Here is a 21,817-nt window from a genome sequence, read left to right on the forward strand (position 1 = left end):
ATCCTTGATTTTCTTTAAAAACATATCTGGCTCGAAAGCCGATTCCGGGATGCAATTATGCCGTGGCATAATTGATAAAAATCAATATCTAGCTGCATGATGTGCTCAATTTTATGCATGCTCTGGTCCTCCCTCAATCCATTTTTCAAATAAATCCTCTAGCTGCTGTTCAAGCTTTTGACGTTGCTCCTTCGCAAGTGTCGGCTCCTTTAATCTTATTTCAAGCTTTTCAATTTGTTCTTCAATTGCTATCTCTTCTTTAACAGCATAGGATTTTTCAGACACTTCTTTTTTAACTGGTTCTTTTACTATTGCTAAGTGTTTTTGTCTTGCCCATTCATAATCCCCTTCAAATACTTGAATGTTTTCATGCTCAATCCATGCAACTTTTGTAAAAATCTTTTGTAAAAAATAACGGTCATGCGAGACGCCTATAATGGTTCCTTCAAAGGACTCCAGTGTATCCTCCAATACCTCTCTCGCTTCAATGTCTAAATGGTTAGTTGGTTCATCCAGCATCAATAAATTAATATCCTCATGCATTAACTGTGCTAGACGTAAGCGCATCTTTTCACCGCCACTTAAATCCTTCACTTTTTTAAAAACATCATAGCCATAAAATAAAAACTGAGCAAGAATATGACGTGCCTCTGCCTCTGACACAGAGACACTCTCACGAAAGGCATCTATTAAGCGAATGGCCGGATTTTTATGCTCAAATTGCTGTGATAGATAGCCAATTTTAACACTGTTGCCGACATGACAAGTACCTTTATTAGGTTCAACCTCACCTAACATCATTTTTAATAACGTTGATTTCCCACTGCCATTACCACCAACAATCGCCAAACGTTCTCCGAAGTAAACCGCTAAATTACTTTCCTTAAATAACGGTTTCTCAAATGCATGGCTAATACCCTTCATTTGTACAACCTCTTTTCCACTACGCTCAGCCATCGTTAACGCTAAATTCATTTTCTTTTTCGTTGGGGGCTTCTTCACACGCTCTATACGGGCTAGTGCTTTCTCCATACTTTTAGCACGACGATGCAAGCCAGCATTTGGCGGATTCGCTTCATTTGCCCATTGCTTTAAGCGCTTTATTGTTTCCTGCATTTTTTTTATTTTCTTTTGCTGTTCTTCGTATTGAGCAAATTGCTGTTCAAGCTTAGTTTCCTTTTGTTCGACAAATGCATCGTAATTACCAATGTACGTAAATGCCTCTCCATCTTCAATTTCAATTATTTTTTGAGCCATTTGATTCATAAAGTGGCGATCATGTGATACTGCTATAACAATTCCTGCAAAATTTCGAACATAATTTTCTAGCCATTCGATTGCCTGCATATCTAAATGATTGGTCGGTTCATCTAATAACAAAATAGAAGGATTACTTAAAAGGATTTGCCCTAGCATTACCTTCGTTTTCTCCCCGCCACTTAAGCTACTAAAAGGTTGCTCAAGCAATGGTGTTATACCTAGACCATTTGCAATCATCGCTAATTGCGCATCAATTTCATAGCCCCCCTGCAGCATAAACTGTTCCTGCACATGACCATATTGCTGAAGTACCTTATCTGTTACAGCTAACTGCATTTCCTGCTCAAGCTTTGTCATTTTAGCCTTTAATGCATAAATTTCCGCAAATGCTTCCTCCAGCACTTCCTTCACTGAGAACATAGGATATTGTGGAATTTGATGTAAATAACCAATCGTCGCTTCCTTGGTTTTTATAATTCGTCCCTTATCTGGCATATCCAAACCGGCAAGTAACTGTAATAGAGTCGTTTTCCCACTGCCATTCACACCAACAATAGCGACATGCTGCCCTGTATTTACTTCTAATTGAAGCTCTTCAAATAAAACATTTCCACCAATAATTTTTTGTATTTGTTCAGCCTTAATTTGCATCGTTTTTTCCTCCAATGAAACGTGCGAAAAACATCTAAATACACAAAAAAGACTGCTCGATTAACAAGCAGTCTTTTCCTCATAAGTTTGTGAAAAAGAATGGTTAATTCGCTACGTTTGATATTTGATTTTGCTTAAAAATGGACAGACCTATCCCGTTGTTCGCAAAATCGAAAGTAATAACACGTGCAAAATACATAGCTGTATCCACTTTTACACATGTTTTCGTAGCGTTTTTATTCATTCCTTTTCACCTCCGTTCAATATAATTAAATTTATATTACCATAATTCAGGTAATTTTGAAAAGACTAAATTACATTCTTTCACATTGTCACCTTACCATAGGGTTGATTTCCGTTCCGACTAGGTGCCTTCCTTGGGGCGTCAATGTTTTCCAAAATTCATCACCCATTCCCCAATCCAAGATGTTAATTAAAAAAGTGCGAACTCCTGTACAAATACTTATGTACTAGCGCTCGCACTTTTATGTTACCAACTATTATGCTTGTAATTTAAACATGTATTTTTTTCTGAACCATAAACTTATCGCCATGCTTATAAAAATTAATGCACTGACAGCTGTAATCCAAAAGAATACGTTTCCTCCAACAGTTGATGAATTAAAAAATATACTGCTAATAACAATAAATACACAACTTATAATCCCTGATAAAATAATGGCTAACTGACGATTTAGTTGAAAAATGAAAAATATAAGTACAGTACAAATATAAAGAACACTTACTGTCATAATAGTCGGGAAAAATGGTTGAAATTTAGCCGCATAGACAAAGTAATCAAGCTGGCTAATATCCTGGCCATTGTTTATCTCAATATTAAATATCTGAGAAACTGGGGTTGAATACTTCCATTCCAGCGGATTATCTATAATACCACTTCCCTCATACCAAGAAATAGCTGTTGACATCAATAAAGTCAAGAAACCAAGAATTAGTTGTATCACATATTTAAACAATGTACTTCTCCCTTCACCCTTTGAAGTTAAAGACGTTACAATATGTTCTCGGTTTCAATACTGGATTATATGGATGAAATAAGTACTTTTGGATTTCCCTAATTAGATTTTCCTAAACCCTTAGCAATTTTTACTGCACGATAAACGCGCTTCACTTTTCCGATGGGAATAAAATTTACTTTATATCCATCATAGGCCGCAAAACCTGCGTTGATAACGAGCCATACCCTTTTTCCATCTGGGTCTGTTTTCGTTATTGGATTATCATCCCCATATGTGTTGTAACTAGGTCCTAGATCGGGGTCACGAGAGATGAAACGGGCTGTTGCTGGATCGTAGTAACGGGCTTGTAAATAGTATTGCTTTGTTTCGGCATCGTAGACATAGCCTGCGTAGCGCATAGGTTGCTCTTTTATACGACTGTCGACTGGTTCAGCTGATAATAAGTTCCCCATGGGTCATAATCGTATGTCGCAACGCTTGCATCATTTTGGTCAACTTAGAACCTATCATATTATCAACTTTGTTCTTCACAACAGGCCTCTATGTCCTTACTTTTTTCACAAACATTTTAACAAACGGTACGAGGAAAACGGATACGACCAGTACGCGGAATAGCTGAAATGCGGTGACGATTGTGACCTTTGCATGTACCGAAGCTGCGATTATCCCCATTTGATCAAGCCCGCCTGGTACGATGCTTAAAAAGCCTGTACGAAAATCAAGGCTGTATAAACTCTGCATGACAAATGTTAAGCCATAAGCTGCGCCAACAAAGATACATGCCGATATAAAAGCGTAAAATACATGCTTCCTCGATAAATGTAGATCGTCTTTTTTCATTAAAAGTCCAATGTAAATGCCAAGCATCAGCTGCGCGATATGAAGTAGTGACAACGGCAATTTCGGTACATCAATCCCTGCTATATTGATGCCCATCAATAGAAACACGGGACCAAGCATATAGCCTGTCGGAATTTTTGCCTTTTGTGCTAGCCAGCCCGCTACGCCACATACAGCAAGTAAAGCTATTAGGCTCCATGTATATGATCCGTTGACAACTATGCTAGTTCCCCCAGAGTCTGATACCATTAATGGCACAAAGCCGACAATTAAAAGAACCCGTAATATTTGGAAGAACGTAATGACGACCATATCCATATCCCCTTGCTCCTCGGCAAAGGCAACAACTTGTGACATGCCACCAGGTACACAGCATGTTAACGCGGTCGCAAAATCTAAATCCGCACGTTTTGCAACTAAATAACTAACACCAAAAAACAATACAATAAATAATACATTTAAAACAATCATGCTTCCTAAAAATTGTTTAATATCCTGCACCGCTTCTGGTGTAAACGCAAAACCTATGGAATATCCCGCAACGATTAAACCAAAATTCCGAAAATATTTATGCCATTTCAATTGTACTTTTGTCGATAACTGAACAATTAGCACCGCCGCAATAGCTCCAAGTAACCATGGCATTGGAATATGTAATACATTAAATAAAAACGCACCTGTTAAACCAATACATAATGTAATAAACATGTGCTTGTCAAAAATAAACATAGAAGCAACCCCTCATGACTGTATCATTCTATTATGCCGTGAACCTGCCTATTTTTCTACTTCATCACTTTTTTACAATGTTTTATATCGTTAAAATTGAACCTGTTATTTATAAAACCTCTTATCCAAGACTAAGCCCAAATTTTCTATGCTACATATTTATTCCCTGATTCAGTGATTCTCCGTTGTGGAGATATGTAAAGGAGGCCTTCAATGAAAATTTACTTAACGATTAACAGTGATTTAGAAGAAACTGAGGTTCATATACATGCAAAGGAATACAACAAGCAAATTGAACGTCTGATGAAGCAACTACAAACTTCACAAACGACAATGCTAGATGGCTATTTTCAACAAGAAATTCATATGTTAAAAATTTCAGATATTTACTCCATTTATGCAGAGGGTGCAAAAGTATTTTTGCAGACGGAGGAACAGGAATTCGAAACGAAGCGTAAATTATATGAGCTGGAAGCACAATTTGCGAAAGACTTTGTCCGAGTCAGTAAATCGACACTCGTCAACATTAACAAAATTACCTCTATTCAAATGGGTACAATCGGTACAACAGAACTAATTTTAGAAAATGATGTGTCCGTCCATGTTAGCCGCAAATATTTAAAAGAACTAAAACAACACTTAGGTATTGGAAGGGATTCATAATATGAAAAAATTTATACGTATGATGACAAGCGGTCTACTCAGCTCTTCCTACGCCTTAGTACATTCAGTTTCTAATATTTCCCAATCAGCTATACAACTTTACTATTACGCAATGCCTTTATGGAGAGCTCAATCTCCAAGGTTTTCGAAGGTGCGCCCGCTTCACAGCTAGAAGAATACAAAAAAGTATATGGTATTGTCTATGACCTTCACGGAAATATACTAAGTACCTCAACAAGCATGATCATTATTATCGTCACAATTTATTGTGCTAGCTATCTTATCTATCATTATTTTTAAAAAGAAGAATAAATAAATACTTTCGCACATCGTTTATAAAACGATGTGTTTTTCATTGATTTTATTTAAACATTTTGTTATTTTAATAATATATAAGCAAACAAATTTAACAATCGTTTGTTTTACAGGAGGATTTCCAATGGATGTAAATGAATTATTTTGGCAAGCTTCGATTCATGACATAAAAAAAGGCTACAACGATGAAGCAACACACTTCACTTGTTTACTTTGCGGGGAAAAGATTGAAAAGGGTATTATTTATCCACATGAAGGCGTTCTCTACGAGGCAGGAAAATTTATGCAACATCATATTACTGCTGCACATCAATCCGTATTTCATTATTTAAATGGCCTTAATAAAAAAATGACAGGACTAACTGATCATCAAAGTCATATTTTACGCTTATTTTATGAAGGAAAAACCGATCAAGACATTAAAGAAGAATTGGAGATTGGTAGTGCAACCACAATACGTCATCATCGCTTTACCCTTAAAGAAAAGGAACGTCAAGCGAAAACCTTTCTTGCAATGATGGAACTATTAAAAGAACAGAATGAAAAGGAAGACAGCTTTGTACCTATTCACAAAACGGCTACGATGGTCGACGATCGCTATAATATTACGATTTCTGAAGAACAACAATTACTTGAAAAGTACTTTCCAAACGGTATTGGCAAAGAGCTTGTCCGCTTCCCAAAACGTGAAAAACATAAAATTGTCATACTCCGTGCAATCACAAAGCTTTTCGATGCAACAAAACAGTATTCAGAAAAAGAATTAAACGAAATAATTCAACCATTATATGAGGACTATGTACAAATACGTCGCTATTTAATCGAATACGGCTTCATGGATCGACATGAGGATGGCAGTGCTTACTGGATAAAAAAATAAGAAGGCAGGGTTTCCAATGGACCATAAAAAAGAATTAAAGGAAATGTATAAAGAAATAAAAATCGAAGCTGGTGTTTTCACAATGACCAATCAACAAAATGGTAAAGTGTTTGTTGGCAGCTTCAATAATTTAAAACGCTTAAACGGCTTTCAATTTATGTTAAAAACGAAGACACATACTAATAAAGAACTACAAGCGGATTTCAACACATTCGGCCATGATGCTTTTGATATTGAAGTTGTGGAATATTTGAAGAAAAAAGAAGAAGGCTATTTCGATCCAAAAAAAGAGCTAGAAAAACTGGAACAAAAATGGCTCGACAAACTTCAGCCATTTGGTGAACGTGGATATAATTAAATAACAAAAAAGAATCTGTTTTCTACGAGACTAAGCTTGAGAAACTTGCAGATTCTTTTTTTGTTTCATATATTGTGTTGTATCGCACGGGGATTCACTCCTTCCGGGGAATTCCTTTTCACTGGTAGAGTAAATATCAGTTGGATCTGATCAGTTCTTCGTCGGCCTGCCCCCACTTCTTTGCGTGCTGGAATCCTACTTGCTCTCTCACTTCATTTCTGAATTTCCTGCTGAGCTTTTTTTGTTAGCTTTCCGAAAACTAGCTCATACGAATGGTTGATTAAATTTTCAACTAAATCAATAGGTACGTCATCTACATCCATATAGATTGAATTCCAATGTGTTTTATTCATGTAATAACCTGGAATAATACCTTCATAGGCTTCTCTTAACTCTTCAGCTCGATTAGGTTCACATTTTAAAGTAAGTACAGGTCTTCCGGTACTATCTCCACCCATCATGCCATACATTTTACCCCCAATATGATAACGATCCGCCTGCCATTCTTCTTTGTAATCATGCGTTGTTCCACGAAGTTTTAGGCAATATTTATGAATTGTTTCTTTGTTCATTATTTAACCCCATTTCGTTTTAAAATAAAGAAACACACGTTCGATTATTTTCATTATAATCAATAACGTGTGTAGAGGAAATAATTATTTTATTTTAAATTAATTTCAGTTTCTAATAATTTTTGTTCGAGCAGATCTTCGGTCACACGATTTAATTTTTAAAGTGTTAGGACACTTTTTACTTTATGCCTCTATCAAACACACCAATGACCTCAGTAGTTTGTAATATATTGACAAAAGCTTTAGCATCTGCATTCTTGATCATACTTTTAACATCAGCAAGCTGATAGCGTGTAATGACGGTAATTAAAACTTTGCGCCCTTCTCCTGAATAAGCACCTTTCGCATCCATAATCGTTACACCTCTATGAAGCTTTTCCAGTAGCTGCTGTTTTACTTCCTCGCCCTTACTCGTAATAATCATCAGTGTCAATTTAATATGGCTCGTATGAATGGTGTCGACAACCTTCCCTGTAGCATAAATTGATACGAGTGTCAGTAATGCCGCATCCCAGCTAAAGACGAACCCGGAGATAGCTACAACGATACCATTCATCGCAGAGATTAATGTACCAAGTGGAAAATCTCGTTTACGACTTAGTAGCATCGCTATAATATCAAAACCACCAGAAGAACCTGCCGCACGAAAAATCAAGCCCAACCCTATGCCCACAATAACACCACCAAATAATGACGCAAGAATTGGATCTTGTGTAGCTTTATAAACCGGAATAATATACAAGCTTACCGACAAGACAACTACAGAAAGAATGGTATAGCCAATAAACCGTTTCCCTAGCTTCAAGACACCTATAATTAGCAAAGGTAAATTCAATAGTAAATTTAAAACCCCTGTATTCAACGGTGTAATAATACCAAGCATGATAGCAATCCCACTTAATCCCCCACTTAAAATCTCATGTGGGATTAACAGAAGATTGTAGGCAAGGGCGACTAATATCGATGAAAGTGTAATAATGACAATATTTCGCATAATAAATCCCCTATCATAACGAACGAGTTTTGTACTTCTTTCCCTTAGAATACCCAATTTATTCGTTCAAAAAACCTTGAGTAGGGCACTATTGCAGTAAAAACAACGACATTTATTTCTTTATTTCTTCTGATGTTCTTTTTTCTGCTCTTCTTTTAACGGCTCTTCTTTATTCTCTTCAGCCTTCTCCGCTACCTTATAAATACGTTCAAGCATAGGCGGATGTGTATAACGGAACCACTTTACGAGCAACTGTGGATTTACCTCACTCAAACCAGATATCGTTAGCTTCTGGAATGCAGTAATTGCGGACTCTCGATCGCCCGTTAGTGAAATCGCATATTGATCAGCTCTATTTTCCTGATACCGCGAAATATAATTCGACAGAGGGCTCGAAGCAAATAATAAAACAGATGTTAGGAGTAAGAACAATGGATAAGAGCTTATATCACCGATTTTTTTAATTTTTAATATCTGTCCGTAACGTCCAATGAACCATCTCAAACATTTCGCTGTCAGCCATAAGCCTAGCAATGACAACAGAAGGTACCCAGCAATCCCAAAATAAATATGCTTCTCAACATAGTGTCCCATTTCATGTGCCATGATAAATAATATTTCATTATCTGTTAAACGATTTAAGGTTGTATCCCATAGCACAATTCTTGAATTACTGCCAATACCCGTTACATAGGCATTTAAAGCATTTGTTTTTTCTGCCATATTGACTTCATATACGTGCTCTGCTGGTATATTTGCCTGTTCAGCTATAGACAAAATTTTCTCTTCTAGCTCCTTATTTTTTAACGGATAAAAATCATTATATAAAGGATCGATGACTACAGGTTGAATGAACATCACAAATATTGTAAATGGAATCGTTAGAAACCATGCATATAGCCACCATCTTTTGGCACTTTTTTTGATGAGCCAGTAAAGGACAGATACGATAATTAGACTCATGCCAAAGTTAACCCAAAAATCAATAATGCCGTCTCGCATCCATGAAGAAAAACCTTGTGTACTAATTCCGTAAGTTTTGCTTAAATTGTAACGATAATAATCGAGTGGGAATAGTACAACGTATAGTAAAAATGATAATAAGAATAAGTAGCTTGCATTTTGTAACAGCTTCCATTTTGTTTGTGACGTCGCCACCTTTTCAAAGTAACGTGATACGCCCATAGTTAAAATCATGAAATAAATTAACCATTCCAAAGGTGTAGCAACAAAGAATAGGAAGTTCCGTATTTTAGAATATTCACCGCTTAAGTATAGTTCTTTTTCGGACATAAACATCACTGGATCTGCAGCTGTCCCTTGCATCGCACGGGGTATTGTACCACCACCGCTGTGGAATATATACCAATACATACACAGCACATAAACACCGAATAAAAGTAGCGCGACAATTCCCATTTTTTTCGCTATGTCATTTCCTCCCTTGCTCAACACTAAGTTCGTCCTATAGTAAGTGTAAGCTAAAATGAAAAAGTTAGAACAATTTTTTCTTTGTTTTTATTTACCTTCTGTCCTTCTTTACACCAAAAGAACAAATGCACTAAAGCGCTGGAGAGCCCGAGGGATCGAAGCGACCTCGAGGATGTAGCGCTTTATCTTAGACAAAAACTATACCCTTGTTTTTCCACAATTAAAAATCTATAGTTTCTTTAACAAAAAAATTCGTTCTACTTCTCCAAACGTGTAACAAGCCATGTAGATGCTGAAGCACCACGGCTCGTTCGCTATTCCTAGAAGTGTCGCGAATTTTAAAGAATATTTTTTATTACTTATCCATTACAAATGCCGTTTTGCCACGTTGATCTTCACTTAAATAACCAGCTAATTCTAATCGATCATGCCATTCTTTTTCTATAATAGCGGCCTTTAATGCATCATCCTCTTTCGTTGATAGCTCTACCATAATCTCCCCTTGATATTGCCAAACCTCAATATCCGCCGCATAGCCCGCAAAGCTTCCTTTATATGTTGTTGCCTTTGCAGGACCATATACAACCGCTTGGGATAATGTGTTTTGATACCATGCTTCAGAATCCCAATTTAAAATTTTCTTCGGAACATTTTCTAAAATTAATTTTTTTGCCGCATTTGTATCCACTGCATCATAGGAAATTTTAGCTGTAGTCTTTAATGATTCCTTACGACTTATTGCGAACGAACGATTGCCACCCTTAATATCCGTTTCGAATTTATAGTTAGACTCTGTTCCAGTGAAGCCATGACTCTCTGTAATCGCAATTGCTTCATCCAAAGGTGTATTTAAAAATCTCTTTTTATACGTGATATCCATGTTATTGCTTCCTTTATATACACGTAAACGGTGGATATAATCCTCATTTAGAAAAGCTCTATTCGGAGTATCAAAGAAATAAATCTTTACTTCATCTTTTTTTGTAGCTTGGAAAATAGTAAAAATATCCGGTTCAGTGAAAAGCTTAGATTTAAGATTGAATTTAATTTCATTCCCTGGTTCGATTGCTGCTTTAGCTTGTGTAGAATCCAATCCAATGATGCTAACAAGTACAATAACAACTAAATAAAAATTTACTGCCCATTTCTTCATGTTATTTCCTCCTCATGTTTTAGTAATTGCAAGGTAGTCGTTTCTCTATTCGTTAATGAACTGTGAAAATAGATAGTTTTATGTGCATGTATTTTCTTAAAAAGTGCGATGATATCATCATAATCCGGATGCGTTTTGTAAAAAAATTCCTTATATTGATTTTGGGAAAATTGAATTTTATATTTGCCTTTATTCCAATATCCCGTAAAGATAACCATAGCTGTTGGCTTTTTGTGAAGTAGTTCCACTAATTTCGCTTCATTACGCTCAGGTACAAAATAAATGAAGTTTTCACATTCTGTTTTCTTTGTCAAACATTCTAGTTTAAACTCTTGCAAAATTGTTTTGATAGGCAATAAATTTTCAGGTGCCTCATAATAATTATCAAATAACGACAACAAATCATGATCTACACGTATCGCTCTTGTCGTATGCTGAAAAAGATAAGTAGCAATATCTGCTGTTTTTCCTGAGAAAGAAGATGGGAAAATGATCGGGCAGCCTGGATTTACTTTGATATATTCCGCCATTTGCTGCAATACTTCTAAATTATTGATGCGCTTCTCAACATGACCGCTATCTATAATGGCTAGATCATAAACAGTCCCGTCCTCTATCGGCAGTGCTGCTTTTAACAAATAGGAATCCACAACATAATCGCCAGAGTAAAATATCACCTCCTCAAAAAAACGAATCTTGTACCAAACGCTTCCTATTAGATGCCCACTGTAGCCCCATTGAAAGGCAAGACATTTACTAACAACTATCCACTTTCCGATTGATTCTGGTTGAAAGGTTCTTGTATGTTGACAAGACTGTTTTAATTGCTGCGCAGTCATTTTACTCATAATTATCGGCCCGCTATATCCCCAACGCTCAAGTAAAGGAATAGCACCTACATGATCTGTATGTGAATGGGAAATAAACACTGCATCAAGCTTTGCCACATGAGCTTGTGTTAATTTTGGAGGTGTCTTTTGTCGATTGTTCATCACTCCGCAATCGAGTAAAATAGCATGTCCATTATTTTCAATGAAAAAACAGTTACGCCCATACTCACCGACCCCACCTAAAATCTCTACATTAAGCATCTACATGTCCTCCCCGTTTTTGCAGCCAATCTAATAGAAACATGAAAATAACGGTCATGACGACTGTAATCACCGCTACAGCCATTCCTACACCAACATTGCCTTGTTCAAATTGACTGTAAATAAATGTTGCGCCAGTCTCTACTGAAGGAGGCAAAATGAGTAATCCAGCGACGAGCTCACGCATTGAGATAATAAATGTCATCATCATTCCAGCAAGAATTCCCTGCATTAATAATGGAATGATGATATGTCGATAAACAGCCCAGCTACTTCGCCCAAAAATAGCGGCTGATTGGAATATCGAAGAATCTAATTGTGATAAAGATGACTTTATATATTGCACGGAGTATGGTAAAAAAAGTACACAATACGTGACTACAACCATTGCCTTTGTGTTATAGATGGTCACTGGTAGCCACGGTGCATTCCAAAACATGATTAACCCAACTACAAAGACAATTCCGGGAATAATATTAGACATTAAACTAAAGAAATCTAATACTTGCTGCTTTTTCGTTTCTCCTTTTTTAATGTACAAGGCAATGAACAAACCAATAATTGCTGTAACGACAGCTGTGATTACGGAGAAAACAACACTATTTAAAAATGCTGACAATCCAGCACTTCCACTTGTAAACACTTCCTGGTAGGAGGCAAAGTAAAAATTCCCTGCCTGCAAACCATCTCCCCTTACTTTCTGCAAAGATGTCACAATAATTGAGAAGTAAGGAATACCGATTGATAGTAACATGATGATCCCGACAAAAAGCCATGAACCGAACTTAACATACCATTTATCTTTGATCTCGCGAATAGCTGGTGTTTTTCCAGATAGCACGCTATATGTATATTTTCGTCCAATAAGATTTTGAAAATACCAGATAACGAGACAAACTGATAGTAAAAATAATGACAGCGATGTCGCCATACTAATGTCTACTGGCCATCTTGAAAGGTAAGAGTGAATCTCCGTTGTAAATACTTGAAAGCCAATTCGACTACCAAACGTTGCAGGTGTTCCAAATTCAGCAAGTGTTTTGATAAAAATTAGCAAGCTCCCTAGAACATAGCTAGAAACTACTAAAGGCAAAACTATTTTCGTCCAATTTCTCCAAGAGCTTCGTCCAAAAATTAATGCAGCATCTAGAAAGGAGCCATTGATTCTTAATAGCGTATTTTTCAACATTAAATATAAGAAAGGAAAAAGATGCAGGCTCATAATCATGACCATTCCAAATAAGGAGAAGAACGATTCAGTCATCCAAGCAGCACTTGGAAATAGCTGTTGGAGAAAGCCATTATTTTGCATGAACAATATCCATCCCATGGAACCAATATATGGTGGTGTCATAAACGGAATCGTTAAAATAATATCTAGCCAATCGTATTTATATAAGCTTGTTTTCGTTCTTATTAACGCCATTGGGAATGCTACAATTGTAGTCCCTATAATAACTAAAATCCCTAATAACACAGAGTTTCCAAGCGTTTGCCACATTCTTTCATTGGCAAACATTCTGTTAATCTGCGAAACATCTAATTGCCCATCTTTCATAAACGTATAAAATGCAATGGCAATTAACGGTGCGATACCAAACGTAACGACAAGTGTCAGTAAAAATCCAAAAGTTCGTCTGCCTTCCATAATCATTGATAATTCAATCCTTCCCTAAAAAAACTTAAAGGAGGCTAAAAAACTTCCTATCTACTTAACGAAAAATATCATTGAATTTAGTTAATATTTCAAGCTGCTTCGCTTCTGCACCTTTCCAATTCACGTTTAGCTGTGGAATTTCATCTAAGGCTGCGCGATCCTTAACAGGTATATCTTTGTTGCCTGGTAGTAAGTAAGCATTTGCTACAAGCTTTTGCCCTTCATCTGACAGTAAAAAATCAACGTACGCTTTTGCACTCTCTACGTTTTTTGCATCCTTCAAAATACCAACAGCCCGCGGACTGACAACTGTCCCGCTTTTTGGATAAATAAATTCTACTGGCTCACCATCAGCTTTCGCTTTATAGGCCATGTAATCTACCCCTGAAATTGTGGCATTTTTGGCACCAGTAATAACAGCATCTAACGCTTCCTTATTGGCACCATTCACCTGTAAACCATTTTCCTTCCACCTTTCTATCGTAGCCCAAGCTGTTTTTTCAGCTTCTGTATATCCGAATACGAAGTCTACAGCAGAGCCTGACAAGCTAGGGTCTGGTATATTAATTTTATGTTGCCATTCAGCTTTTGCTAAATCTGTCCATTCTGCCGGAACCTGTTGCGTATTTTTAGTATTATAAGCAATACCTAATGCTGAGGCACTGTAACCATAGTAATACCCTTCTGCATTTGACCAATCGCTATTGATTTTCTTTGCATTAACAGCGTCTTTATAACTTTGAAGCTGATCTGTTTCCTTTAAGCCATCCATTGAAGCAACAGAGGCTAGTACGACAACGTCTGCTACAGGATTATTTTTTTCCGCTTCTAAACGCGATAATATTTTGCCTGTTGTCCCTTGGAACATCTCTACTTTTATACCTGTTTTCTCTTCAAATGCTTGTTGAATATTCGCAGCTAAACCATCTGGACCAGCAGAGTATACCGTTAAAGTTTGTTCTTCTTTTGGGTTTGAACTTGCTTTACCATTCTTCTCTACCTCTTTATTTCCACAGCCCGCTAATACTAATGTTAAAAGAACCCCAGCTGTAGCAAATAGTTTTAACCCTCGTTTTTTCAATGTAAACCCTCCAATTGATATATTTGTTTTTCATCAATAAAAACTTCAAGCTGTTTGCCTTGTTCTATTGGTTCTGCTTCGTAAAAGCTCCAGTGCTTACCTTCTACCTGTGCCTGCACTAAATAACGATCACCAATAAAGGTACTTTTTACAATCATCGCTTGTTTTGCAATCGTACCTGGGCCTGGTAGTCTGGAAACTCCTTCAGGTCGCACAATATAATTACCTTTATCAAACCAGTTCACTTTGCCGACAAAATCTGCCACATACGGCGTTGCTGGAGCGTGATAAATTTCTTCAGGTGTTCCCACTTGTGCAATTCTTCCTGCCTCCATCACGATAATTTGATCTGACATTGCCATTGCCTCTGTTTGATCATGTGTAACAAAAATAGCCTGACAATCTAGCTTGTGAATAATATGCATGATTTCATCTTGCATTTTTTCTCTTAGTACTGCGTCGAGCGCCGATAATGGTTCATCAAACAAAATAAGCTGTGGATTTGTCGCAAGTGCTCTCGCTAGCGCTACCCGTTGCTGCTGTCCTCCCGATAACTCCCCAGGTTTTCGTTTTTCAAACCCCTCCATTTTCACCAATCGCATAACATGCTCTACTCGAGCCGGAATGTCTGACTTTGGAACAATACCCTTCAGGCCAAAAGCAATGTTTTGGAAAATAGTCATATGAGGCCATAATGCAAAATCTTGAAAAACCATTGCTATATTTCGCTTATTTGGTTTTACATTTTTATGGAGTTTGGATGAATAAATAATTTTGTCATCAAAGTAGATTTCTCCATTTGTCGGCTGTTCAAGTCCTGCCAATATTTTTAATAACGTTGTCTTACCACAGCCTGATTGCCCTAAAATGGTGATAAACTTGCTATCCAGCTCCACATTAATGGGCCATAGCACTTGAGCCTGTCCATATTTTTTCTCGATATTCGTTAATGAAATTTTCATCATATCCTCCTCGTTAATTACAACTATAAATTCCAGATATTTAGAAAATATTAATATATTATTAATAACTCGTTAAAAAAAATCTAATAAACTAAAGCAAAACTAAGATTTTTTCTAATTTACTTTAGGAGGATAAAATGAATAACATGAAATTACAGGCATTTTGCCTACTCGTCGAATTAAAAAAATTAGCTCCTGTTGCCAAAGAGCTTGGTCTAACAGCACCGACAGTATCCTTTCATATTCGCTCCATTGAAGAGGAATATGGCATCCGTTTATTTCGGACAAATGCAGGTGGATACCGTTTAACAGAAGCGGGAGAAGGGCTCTATCATTATGCTCGTCAAATTGTACAGTTACAAAAAGACATGAATCGCTTTGTCGAAAATCTTTTAGCGGGTAATATCGGCTACATTCGTCTTGGCGCAAGCGGGCTACCTGCACATATTTTTATGCCAGATATTATTCATCTGGTTTCAACAGCTTACCCAGACATTCGAATATCGCTAGAAGTAAAAACAGCACCCGAAATTGAACAAAAGGTAGCTCTTCAAGAATTAGATTTCGGGCTAATTATGGAAACAAAACAAGAAAATTCATCTCTTATATACAAAACAATCGGCGAAGATTCCCTTGTATTAGCATTGAGTCCTAGCCATGAGCTCGCATCAAAAAAGGACATCACAAAAGCAGATGTCCTAAAAAATAAAGTATTATTGCATACATCCTCAAGTTCAACGAATCATTTTATAGAAAAATGGATGGACCCATTTCATCCATCCATTTATACGATTGAACTCGATTCTGTCAGCACTATTAAGAAGATGCTTACTTTCGGAAAGACAATTGCATTTTTGTCAGTTGCCCTAATCGAAGATGAGTTAAAATCAGGACTTTTGATCAAAAAGGACTTGCACGATGTGACACTTAATAGAAAAATTCAACTTATTTATCCAAAATCTCGTCTAGATAGCAAGATGGATGCATTTGTAAAAACTGCAATTTATGATTTAGCCAAACAGTTAAAAATATATCCTCTTATGACATAATTCCATAGTCAGCAATAGTAATATGGAATGGGAGTTGTTTATCCCTATGAAGGGAGGGTTGTACTTGCTAACTGAGTTACTGACAAAAGATACTATACAACTCGCAAATTTTGTAAATACTTGGCAGGAAGCTATTCATTTAGCGGCAAGTCCACTATTAAAGCAGCATAAAATCGAAGAACGCTATATTGAGTCAATGATTCATTCCATTGAAAAACACGGACCTTATGTAGTCATTACACCAAAGGTAGCAATTCCACATGCACGGCACACAGAAGGCGTTAATGAGCTAGCCATGAGCCTATTAAGCTTACAAAAACCTGTTTTGTTTGGACCAGAAAAGCCTGTTTTCTTAATTATTGTCTTGGCGGCAACTGATCATGTGTCTCATCTGCATGCATTAGTTGACATAACAAAGATTTTGCAAGAACCAAATCAAATAGACAGCATCATTGCCTGCCAGCATAAAGACGATATTATCAAAGAAATCGAACAAATTATGGCAAAGGGGTAATTTTGATGAAAATATTAGTAGTATGCGGGAATGGCTTAGGCAGTAGCTTTATTATGGAATTGAATGTAAAAAAAGCGTTAGCTGAACTTGGAAAAGTTGCAGAAGTAACTCATACAGATTTAGCATCTGCCAAGGCCGAGAAAGCGGATATTTATATTGGCGCAGAAGATATTGTTAATCAATTAGGCGAAGAGAGAGGTCACATCGTTAGTATTGTTAATATGATGAGTATTTCTGAAATTAAATTAAAGCTTAAATCTCTGTTATAAAGGAACGAGTTTGAACTTAATTAAAAAATGGATAGGATGAGGTGTTAATATGTTAGATGTTATTATGAATGACATTTTAGGAACACCAGCTATATTAGTCGGCCTATTCGCTTTTGTTGGTTTATTAATCCAAAAAAAATCAACTTCAACAGTACTTTCTGGTACGTTAAAAACAGTTATGGGTTTTGTTATACTTGGCGCAGGTGCAAGCGTTTTAATTGGTTCTTTAAATCATTTTAGTAAAATGTTTGATCATGCATTTCATGTCCAAGGGGTTATCCCAAATAATGAAGCGATTGTAGCAGCCGCTCAAACTAGTTTCGGAACATCTACGGCCATGATTATGGTTTTCGGTATGATTATGAACATATTATTTGCGCGATTTACGCCTTTTAAATATATATTTTTAACTGGTCATCATACATTGTTTATGGCGTGTTTAATCGCAGCGTCACTGTCAGTCGGCGGTATGAGTGGTACACCTCTTATCATCGTCGGCTCTATTATACTAGGTCTTTGTATGGTCGTATTCCCTGCCATTTTACAACCAACTGTTCGTCAAATAACTGGCAGTGATGATTTTGCTGTTGGCCATTTTGGCAGTATTGGTTATTATGTCTCTGCTAAAATTGGGAAGCTGTTTGGAAACAAAGCCAAATCAACAGAAGACATAAAAGTCCCAAAATCTCTAGGTTTTTTAAGGGATACATCTGTAGCTGTGTCCTTAACTATGAGTCTATTTTTTATTATCGTTGCTCTATTCGCAGGTTCATCCTATATTGAGACACAATTATCTGGCGGTTCGAATTTTATCGTCTTTGCCATTATTCAAGCTATTACTTTTGCCGCTGGTGTCTATATCATTTTGGCTGGAGTGCGAATGCTAATTTCCGAGATTGTTCCTGCCTTTAAAGGTATTGCAGATAAACTTGTGCCAAACACAAAGCCTGCATTAGACTGCCCTACAATTTTTCCGTTCGCACCGAATGCAGTTATTATCGGTTTCTTGTTTAGTTTTGTAGCAGGCTTAGTGTCCATGTTTATACTCCCTCTCATAGAGCTAAAAGTAATTGTACCTGGGCTTGTACCACATTTTTTCACGGGTGCTGCTGCAGGAGTATTCGGAAATGCAACTGGTGGTAGACGCGGTGCTATGGTAGGAGCATTTGCCAACGGATTAATTATTAGCTTTATCCCTGCGATTCTACTGATCTTTATGGGTGATATCGGCTATGAAGGAACTACATTTGGTGATTCAGACTTCGGCATTGTAGGGATCATAATAATAAATATATTAAAGTTATTTGGTGCAGTTTAATTCATTAGTATGTCTCGCAAACTCTTTAGATGTTTGCGAGGCTTTTTATTTGCTAAAGAAAAGGGATGATTTTGCAAAATATATAAATATTTCACATTATTCCCCTACCTTTTTCACTATACAAATAGAGGAAATCCATTACAAAACAAACTAAATACTCAGTGATTAGAAAATATCGAGAATGATTTAAACCCATTTTCCTGTAGTAAATTGTAAATAATCTGATAGTATTTAATGGTAAAATAAAAAATCATCGTCTGACCTCTGACTTAGAATAACTTATTGCCGATATAAATAATACATACAATTGGAGGTATTCATATTGAAAAAATTAATGATGGGCTTTTGCTTAATAGCTTTGTTATTAGCAGGCTGTTCCATTACTCAGCAGGAAAAAGCGCAAGATGACTATAAAGTTGGTATCTTACTTTCGGATGCAGGGCTTGGTGATGAATCGTTTAATGACTCAGCTTTTAAAGGGCTTGAGAAAGCACGCGATGAGCTAGGTATTTTGTTTGATTATAAAGAGGCGCCTGATGGCAATTACGAGCAGAAGCTAGAGGAACTTGTCGCAGAAAAGTATAACGTCATTATTGGTCTAGGCTTCTCTGTACAAGAAGCTTTAGAAAAGACTGCGAAGAAATATCCTGATCAGCAATTTATCCTTATAGATGGTCAATCGGATGTTGCCAACATCACTTCAATCACTTTTAAAGAGCAGGAAGGAAGCTTTTTACTTGGAATGGTTGCCGCAATGACGAGTAAAACTGGAAAATTAGGATTTATTGGCGGTGCAAATGTTCCAGTTATCCATCATTTTGAAAACGGCTTTATTGAGGGTGCTCGGTATTTTAATCCAACTATCGAAATTGTTAGTGAGTACGCTGGCACATTTGATGATACCGAGGCAGGTGCCACAATCGCAGAACGTTACATTAAGAACGGTGTAGATTTTATTTATCATGCAGCTGGATTCACTGGCTTTGGTGCCATAAAGAAAGCCGAAGATATGGGCATATATGCGGCCGGAGTTGATATTGATCAATTTTACATTGCAGAAAAAACTGTCGTAACATCAATGTTAAAAAACGTCGACCAGGCTGTTTTTAAATTGGCTAAAACATTAGATGAGGAAGGGAAAATTCCCGAAAAATCGTTGTCATTCGGTTTAGCTGATAATGGCGTGGGCCTAGCGGATATACGTGTTATTAAACTTACACCTGAGCAACAGGCTGCCATTAAAAAAGCACAAGAAGATATTGTTTCGGGTAAAATAAAAGTTACTGCAGAAAAGGGGAACAGTCAGTGACACTACGAAAAAAATTATTCATGAACATACTTATTCCCATTGTCCTCGCAATGGCTATGATTGGTTTTATTATCGTTCAAACATTTGATATACAAACAACTGCACAAGATGATACAGAGCTATTGCTGGCAGTGAAAGAACTTGAACAAAGTTTAGTTTTAGCGAGCCAATCATTAAATAACTACACTTTTTTAGATAGTGAGGCCAATAAAAATGAAGCTCTTTCAACTTTACAAGAAACGAAAGTAAATTTAGAAAAACTCACAACTATTGCAAAAATAGCTGAGCATAAGGCCATCATCAAAAAAATCGGGGGTAAATACGACGAATTAGAAAAAGCTTCAGAAGCAGGATTTCTTGCTCACAATCGTCCTGAGATAAAAAAACAATCCATCAGAATATCCGGTATTTTGAACGATATGTATCTACTGAAAAAAGAAACAAATGAATGGTATAAAGAAACGAATGATTTGGCAACACAAAAAATTTCTTTTATTACTACATCAACAATAATAGGAAGTATCCTTCTACTTATTGCTACTATCATTTTTTCGTATGCCGCAACGAAAAAAATTACAAATCCGATTAACCGAATCGTGGATTGTGCACAATTGGTGGCTGCAGGGAATTTGACAATTGACACCTCTTCCCTTCCCTATAAGAAAGGTAGCCGCAATGAAGTTGATCAACTGACTGAGAACTTTTCCAAAATGATTGTTAGCTTAAAAAGCACCGTACAATCCATTGATCATGTAGGTAAAAATGTTGGCCTATTTACTAAAGATGTCACAAGCTATATTGAAACCGTTAACGAAGGCAGTAAACAAATTGCTACATCAACGGACGAATTGGCAAAGGGAAGCCTAACTATTTCAGAAGATATCCAGTCAACGGCTATCCTAATGAATACGATGGCGGATCAATTTACTACTGTTCAGGAAACAAGTGAACAGTCAGCAGTAAACGGTAACAAAGCACTTACTGCTGTTCAAAATGGTCGTAGCTCACTAGAGAAGCAATCCTCTATTGCAAAGGATATTTCATCCACTTCAATTAATATCAAAGAGGCTGTTACTCAATTCTCTCAATTCACAACAAAAATTGAAGGTGCGGCTAATGCAGTCCACGCGATTGCTGATCAAACAAATCTCTTAGCATTAAATGCTGCAATTGAAGCGGCACGTGCTGGCGAAGCCGGAAAAGGATTCGCTATTGTAGCGCAGGAAGTGAAAAAACTATCTCATGAAACAGAAAAGGCAACTACTTTCATCTCTTCTATGGTGACACATATACAAGATGGTATTACACTCATTCTTTCTACGGCAGAGCATGGACATCAGCTTTCAAAAGAACAATTACAATCGATGACCGATACAGAAAAGTCTTTTGAGGTAATTGCAACTCATGTATTAGACATTAATGATCAGTTAAAGCACCTTACGAAGGATATGGAGAAAACAAGCGAAATAAGCCAGCACATGAACAATGCCATTGAAAACATTTCAGCTATTACGGAAGAAACCGCTGCAGGAACAGAAGAAATATCCGCTTCTACTCAAGAACAGTTAGGATCATTCAAAAAAATTAGTGATAAGGTTTCAGAACTTCAAGAAATGACAAATACATTGTCTGTAGAACTAAAAAAATTCACATTGTAAATTTCGTATTATTTTCGTCTATTACTTCAGAGTAATAAGTGCGTTCATTAGCGAATTTTCCCCACTTTTTTTAATGAAAAGAC

General features: G+C 36.7%; 22 protein-coding genes. 9 read left to right on the forward strand and 13 right to left on the reverse strand.

All coding sequences use genetic code 11. The features are described 5' to 3' along the window. Positions 1–111: 111 nt before the first annotated feature. From abc-f to ACIPKN_RS08830, 5 genes are all read right to left on the reverse strand, one after another. The gene (gene abc-f / locus ACIPKN_RS08810) at positions 112–1,911 is read right to left on the reverse strand and encodes a ribosomal protection-like ABC-F family protein (RefSeq protein ID WP_400935163.1); all 1,800 of its coding nucleotides are present in this window, start codon (positions 1,909–1,911) and stop codon (positions 112–114) included. A 103-nt stretch (positions 1,912–2,014) separates the two neighbouring features. After that, the gene (locus ACIPKN_RS08815) at positions 2,015–2,155 is read right to left on the reverse strand and encodes an RAxF-45 family protein (RefSeq protein ID WP_166672191.1); all 141 of its coding nucleotides are present in this window, start codon (positions 2,153–2,155) and stop codon (positions 2,015–2,017) included. A gap of 256 nt (positions 2,156–2,411) precedes the next feature. Further along, complete coding sequence (locus tag ACIPKN_RS08820) at positions 2,412–2,888, reverse strand: YjdJ family protein (RefSeq protein ID WP_400935165.1); 477 nt, start codon at positions 2,886–2,888, stop codon at positions 2,412–2,414. Positions 2,889–2,986: 98 nt separating this feature from the next. Continuing rightward, positions 2,987–3,343: an RHS repeat-associated core domain-containing protein gene (locus ACIPKN_RS08825; RefSeq protein WP_400935167.1), complete on the reverse strand. Its 357-nt coding sequence runs from the start codon at positions 3,341–3,343 to the stop codon at positions 2,987–2,989. 88 nt (positions 3,344–3,431) lie between these two features. After that, positions 3,432–4,460 (reverse strand): AbrB family transcriptional regulator, encoded by a 1,029-nt coding sequence (locus tag ACIPKN_RS08830; protein WP_400935169.1) that lies wholly within the window; start codon positions 4,458–4,460, stop codon positions 3,432–3,434. 213 nt (positions 4,461–4,673) lie between these two features. Between ACIPKN_RS08830 and ACIPKN_RS08835 the strand changes: the two genes are divergently transcribed. From ACIPKN_RS08835 to ACIPKN_RS08845, 3 genes are all read left to right on the forward strand, one after another. Beyond that, positions 4,674–5,123: a LytTR family DNA-binding domain-containing protein gene (locus ACIPKN_RS08835; RefSeq protein WP_400935172.1), complete on the forward strand. Its 450-nt coding sequence runs from the start codon at positions 4,674–4,676 to the stop codon at positions 5,121–5,123. Between the two features lie 439 nt (positions 5,124–5,562). Continuing rightward, positions 5,563–6,318, forward strand: coding sequence for a DUF2087 domain-containing protein (locus tag ACIPKN_RS08840; protein WP_400935175.1), 756 nt, complete (start codon positions 5,563–5,565; stop codon positions 6,316–6,318). Between the two features lie 16 nt (positions 6,319–6,334). After that, on the forward strand, positions 6,335–6,676 hold the full coding sequence (locus ACIPKN_RS08845) for a GIY-YIG nuclease family protein (protein ID WP_142508410.1): 342 nt from the start codon (positions 6,335–6,337) through the stop codon (positions 6,674–6,676). A 212-nt stretch (positions 6,677–6,888) separates the two neighbouring features. On the opposite strand, the gene ACIPKN_RS08850 is transcribed toward ACIPKN_RS08845, so the two are convergent. The 8 genes from ACIPKN_RS08850 to ACIPKN_RS08885 all read right to left on the reverse strand — a co-directional run bounded on the left by ACIPKN_RS08850 (position 6,889) and on the right by ACIPKN_RS08885 (position 15,620). Then, positions 6,889–7,248 (reverse strand): MmcQ/YjbR family DNA-binding protein, encoded by a 360-nt coding sequence (locus ACIPKN_RS08850; RefSeq protein ID WP_400935179.1) that lies wholly within the window; start codon positions 7,246–7,248, stop codon positions 6,889–6,891. Between the two features lie 178 nt (positions 7,249–7,426). Next, a complete protein-coding gene (locus tag ACIPKN_RS08855; protein ID WP_142508412.1) occupies positions 7,427–8,242 on the reverse strand; it encodes a YitT family protein in 816 nt (271 codons plus the stop codon). A 120-nt stretch (positions 8,243–8,362) separates the two neighbouring features. After that, complete coding sequence (locus tag ACIPKN_RS08860; RefSeq protein ID WP_400935525.1) at positions 8,363–9,673, reverse strand: M48 family metallopeptidase; 1,311 nt, start codon at positions 9,671–9,673, stop codon at positions 8,363–8,365. A gap of 355 nt (positions 9,674–10,028) precedes the next feature. After that, positions 10,029–10,826 carry a hypothetical protein gene (locus ACIPKN_RS08865; RefSeq protein ID WP_400935182.1) on the reverse strand — a complete coding sequence of 266 codons (798 nt, stop codon included), beginning with the start codon at positions 10,824–10,826 and terminating at the stop codon, positions 10,029–10,031. Continuing rightward, a complete protein-coding gene (locus tag ACIPKN_RS08870; RefSeq protein WP_400935185.1) occupies positions 10,823–11,917 on the reverse strand; it encodes an MBL fold metallo-hydrolase in 1,095 nt (364 codons plus the stop codon). Before ACIPKN_RS08870 ends, ACIPKN_RS08865 begins: the two co-directional genes overlap by 4 nt. Further along, positions 11,910–13,571, reverse strand: coding sequence for an ABC transporter permease (locus ACIPKN_RS08875; RefSeq protein WP_400935187.1), 1,662 nt, complete (start codon positions 13,569–13,571; stop codon positions 11,910–11,912). The genes ACIPKN_RS08870 and ACIPKN_RS08875 overlap by 8 nt, the downstream gene beginning before the upstream one ends. A gap of 58 nt (positions 13,572–13,629) precedes the next feature. Continuing rightward, positions 13,630–14,655: an ABC transporter substrate-binding protein gene (locus ACIPKN_RS08880; RefSeq protein WP_400935190.1), complete on the reverse strand. Its 1,026-nt coding sequence runs from the start codon at positions 14,653–14,655 to the stop codon at positions 13,630–13,632. After that, complete coding sequence (locus ACIPKN_RS08885) at positions 14,652–15,620, reverse strand: ABC transporter ATP-binding protein (protein ID WP_400935194.1); 969 nt, start codon at positions 15,618–15,620, stop codon at positions 14,652–14,654. Before ACIPKN_RS08885 ends, ACIPKN_RS08880 begins: the two co-directional genes overlap by 4 nt. Positions 15,621–15,754: 134 nt before the next feature. Between ACIPKN_RS08885 and ACIPKN_RS08890 the strand changes: the two genes are divergently transcribed. The 6 genes from ACIPKN_RS08890 (at position 15,755) to ACIPKN_RS08915 (ending at position 21,734) form a co-directional block, all read left to right on the forward strand. Continuing rightward, on the forward strand, positions 15,755–16,666 hold the full coding sequence (locus ACIPKN_RS08890; protein WP_400935198.1) for a LysR family transcriptional regulator: 912 nt from the start codon (positions 15,755–15,757) through the stop codon (positions 16,664–16,666). A 64-nt stretch (positions 16,667–16,730) separates the two neighbouring features. Then, entirely contained in the window at positions 16,731–17,180 is a 450-nt protein-coding gene (locus tag ACIPKN_RS08895) for a PTS sugar transporter subunit IIA (RefSeq protein WP_400935200.1), read from the forward strand. Between the two features lie 5 nt (positions 17,181–17,185). Continuing rightward, positions 17,186–17,449: a PTS sugar transporter subunit IIB gene (locus ACIPKN_RS08900; protein ID WP_400935202.1), complete on the forward strand. Its 264-nt coding sequence runs from the start codon at positions 17,186–17,188 to the stop codon at positions 17,447–17,449. 49 nt (positions 17,450–17,498) lie between these two features. Beyond that, positions 17,499–18,767: a PTS ascorbate transporter subunit IIC gene (locus ACIPKN_RS08905; protein ID WP_400935204.1), complete on the forward strand. Its 1,269-nt coding sequence runs from the start codon at positions 17,499–17,501 to the stop codon at positions 18,765–18,767. A 322-nt stretch (positions 18,768–19,089) separates the two neighbouring features. Further along, positions 19,090–20,076 (forward strand): BMP family lipoprotein, encoded by a 987-nt coding sequence (locus ACIPKN_RS08910; protein ID WP_400935207.1) that lies wholly within the window; start codon positions 19,090–19,092, stop codon positions 20,074–20,076. Further along, complete coding sequence (locus ACIPKN_RS08915; RefSeq protein ID WP_400935209.1) at positions 20,073–21,734, forward strand: methyl-accepting chemotaxis protein; 1,662 nt, start codon at positions 20,073–20,075, stop codon at positions 21,732–21,734. Before ACIPKN_RS08910 ends, ACIPKN_RS08915 begins: the two co-directional genes overlap by 4 nt. Positions 21,735–21,817 lie beyond the last annotated feature (83 nt).

The sequence above is a fragment of the Lysinibacillus sp. NPDC086135 genome, from assembly GCF_044746345.1.
Lineage (GTDB): Bacteria > Bacillota > Bacilli > Bacillales_A > Planococcaceae > Lysinibacillus.

Excerpts from the sequence above, each read along its gene's own strand:
- ACIPKN_RS08830 (WP_400935169.1), bottom strand. The coding sequence starts at position 4,460 with ATGTTTATTTTTGACAAGCACATGTTTATTACATTATGTATTGGTTTA.
- ACIPKN_RS08885 (WP_400935194.1), bottom strand. The coding sequence starts at position 15,620 with ATGATGAAAATTTCATTAACGAATATCGAGAAAAAATATGGACAGGCT.
- ACIPKN_RS08835 (WP_400935172.1), top strand. The coding sequence starts at position 4,674 with ATGAAAATTTACTTAACGATTAACAGTGATTTAGAAGAAACTGAGGTT.
- ACIPKN_RS08890 (WP_400935198.1), top strand. The coding sequence starts at position 15,755 with ATGAATAACATGAAATTACAGGCATTTTGCCTACTCGTCGAATTAAAA.
- ACIPKN_RS08815 (WP_166672191.1), bottom strand. The coding sequence starts at position 2,155 with ATGAATAAAAACGCTACGAAAACATGTGTAAAAGTGGATACAGCTATG.
- ACIPKN_RS08850 (WP_400935179.1), bottom strand. The coding sequence starts at position 7,248 with ATGAACAAAGAAACAATTCATAAATATTGCCTAAAACTTCGTGGAACA.
- ACIPKN_RS08855 (WP_142508412.1), bottom strand. The coding sequence starts at position 8,242 with ATGCGAAATATTGTCATTATTACACTTTCATCGATATTAGTCGCCCTT.
- abc-f (WP_400935163.1), bottom strand. The coding sequence starts at position 1,911 with ATGCAAATTAAGGCTGAACAAATACAAAAAATTATTGGTGGAAATGTT.
- ACIPKN_RS08840 (WP_400935175.1), top strand. The coding sequence starts at position 5,563 with ATGGATGTAAATGAATTATTTTGGCAAGCTTCGATTCATGACATAAAA.
- ACIPKN_RS08875 (WP_400935187.1), bottom strand. The coding sequence starts at position 13,571 with ATGATTATGGAAGGCAGACGAACTTTTGGATTTTTACTGACACTTGTC.
- ACIPKN_RS08825 (WP_400935167.1), bottom strand. The coding sequence starts at position 3,343 with ATGGGGAACTTATTATCAGCTGAACCAGTCGACAGTCGTATAAAAGAG.
- ACIPKN_RS08905 (WP_400935204.1), top strand. The coding sequence starts at position 17,499 with ATGTTAGATGTTATTATGAATGACATTTTAGGAACACCAGCTATATTA.
- ACIPKN_RS08865 (WP_400935182.1), bottom strand. The coding sequence starts at position 10,826 with ATGAAGAAATGGGCAGTAAATTTTTATTTAGTTGTTATTGTACTTGTT.
- ACIPKN_RS08900 (WP_400935202.1), top strand. The coding sequence starts at position 17,186 with ATGAAAATATTAGTAGTATGCGGGAATGGCTTAGGCAGTAGCTTTATT.
- ACIPKN_RS08870 (WP_400935185.1), bottom strand. The coding sequence starts at position 11,917 with ATGCTTAATGTAGAGATTTTAGGTGGGGTCGGTGAGTATGGGCGTAAC.
- ACIPKN_RS08845 (WP_142508410.1), top strand. The coding sequence starts at position 6,335 with ATGGACCATAAAAAAGAATTAAAGGAAATGTATAAAGAAATAAAAATC.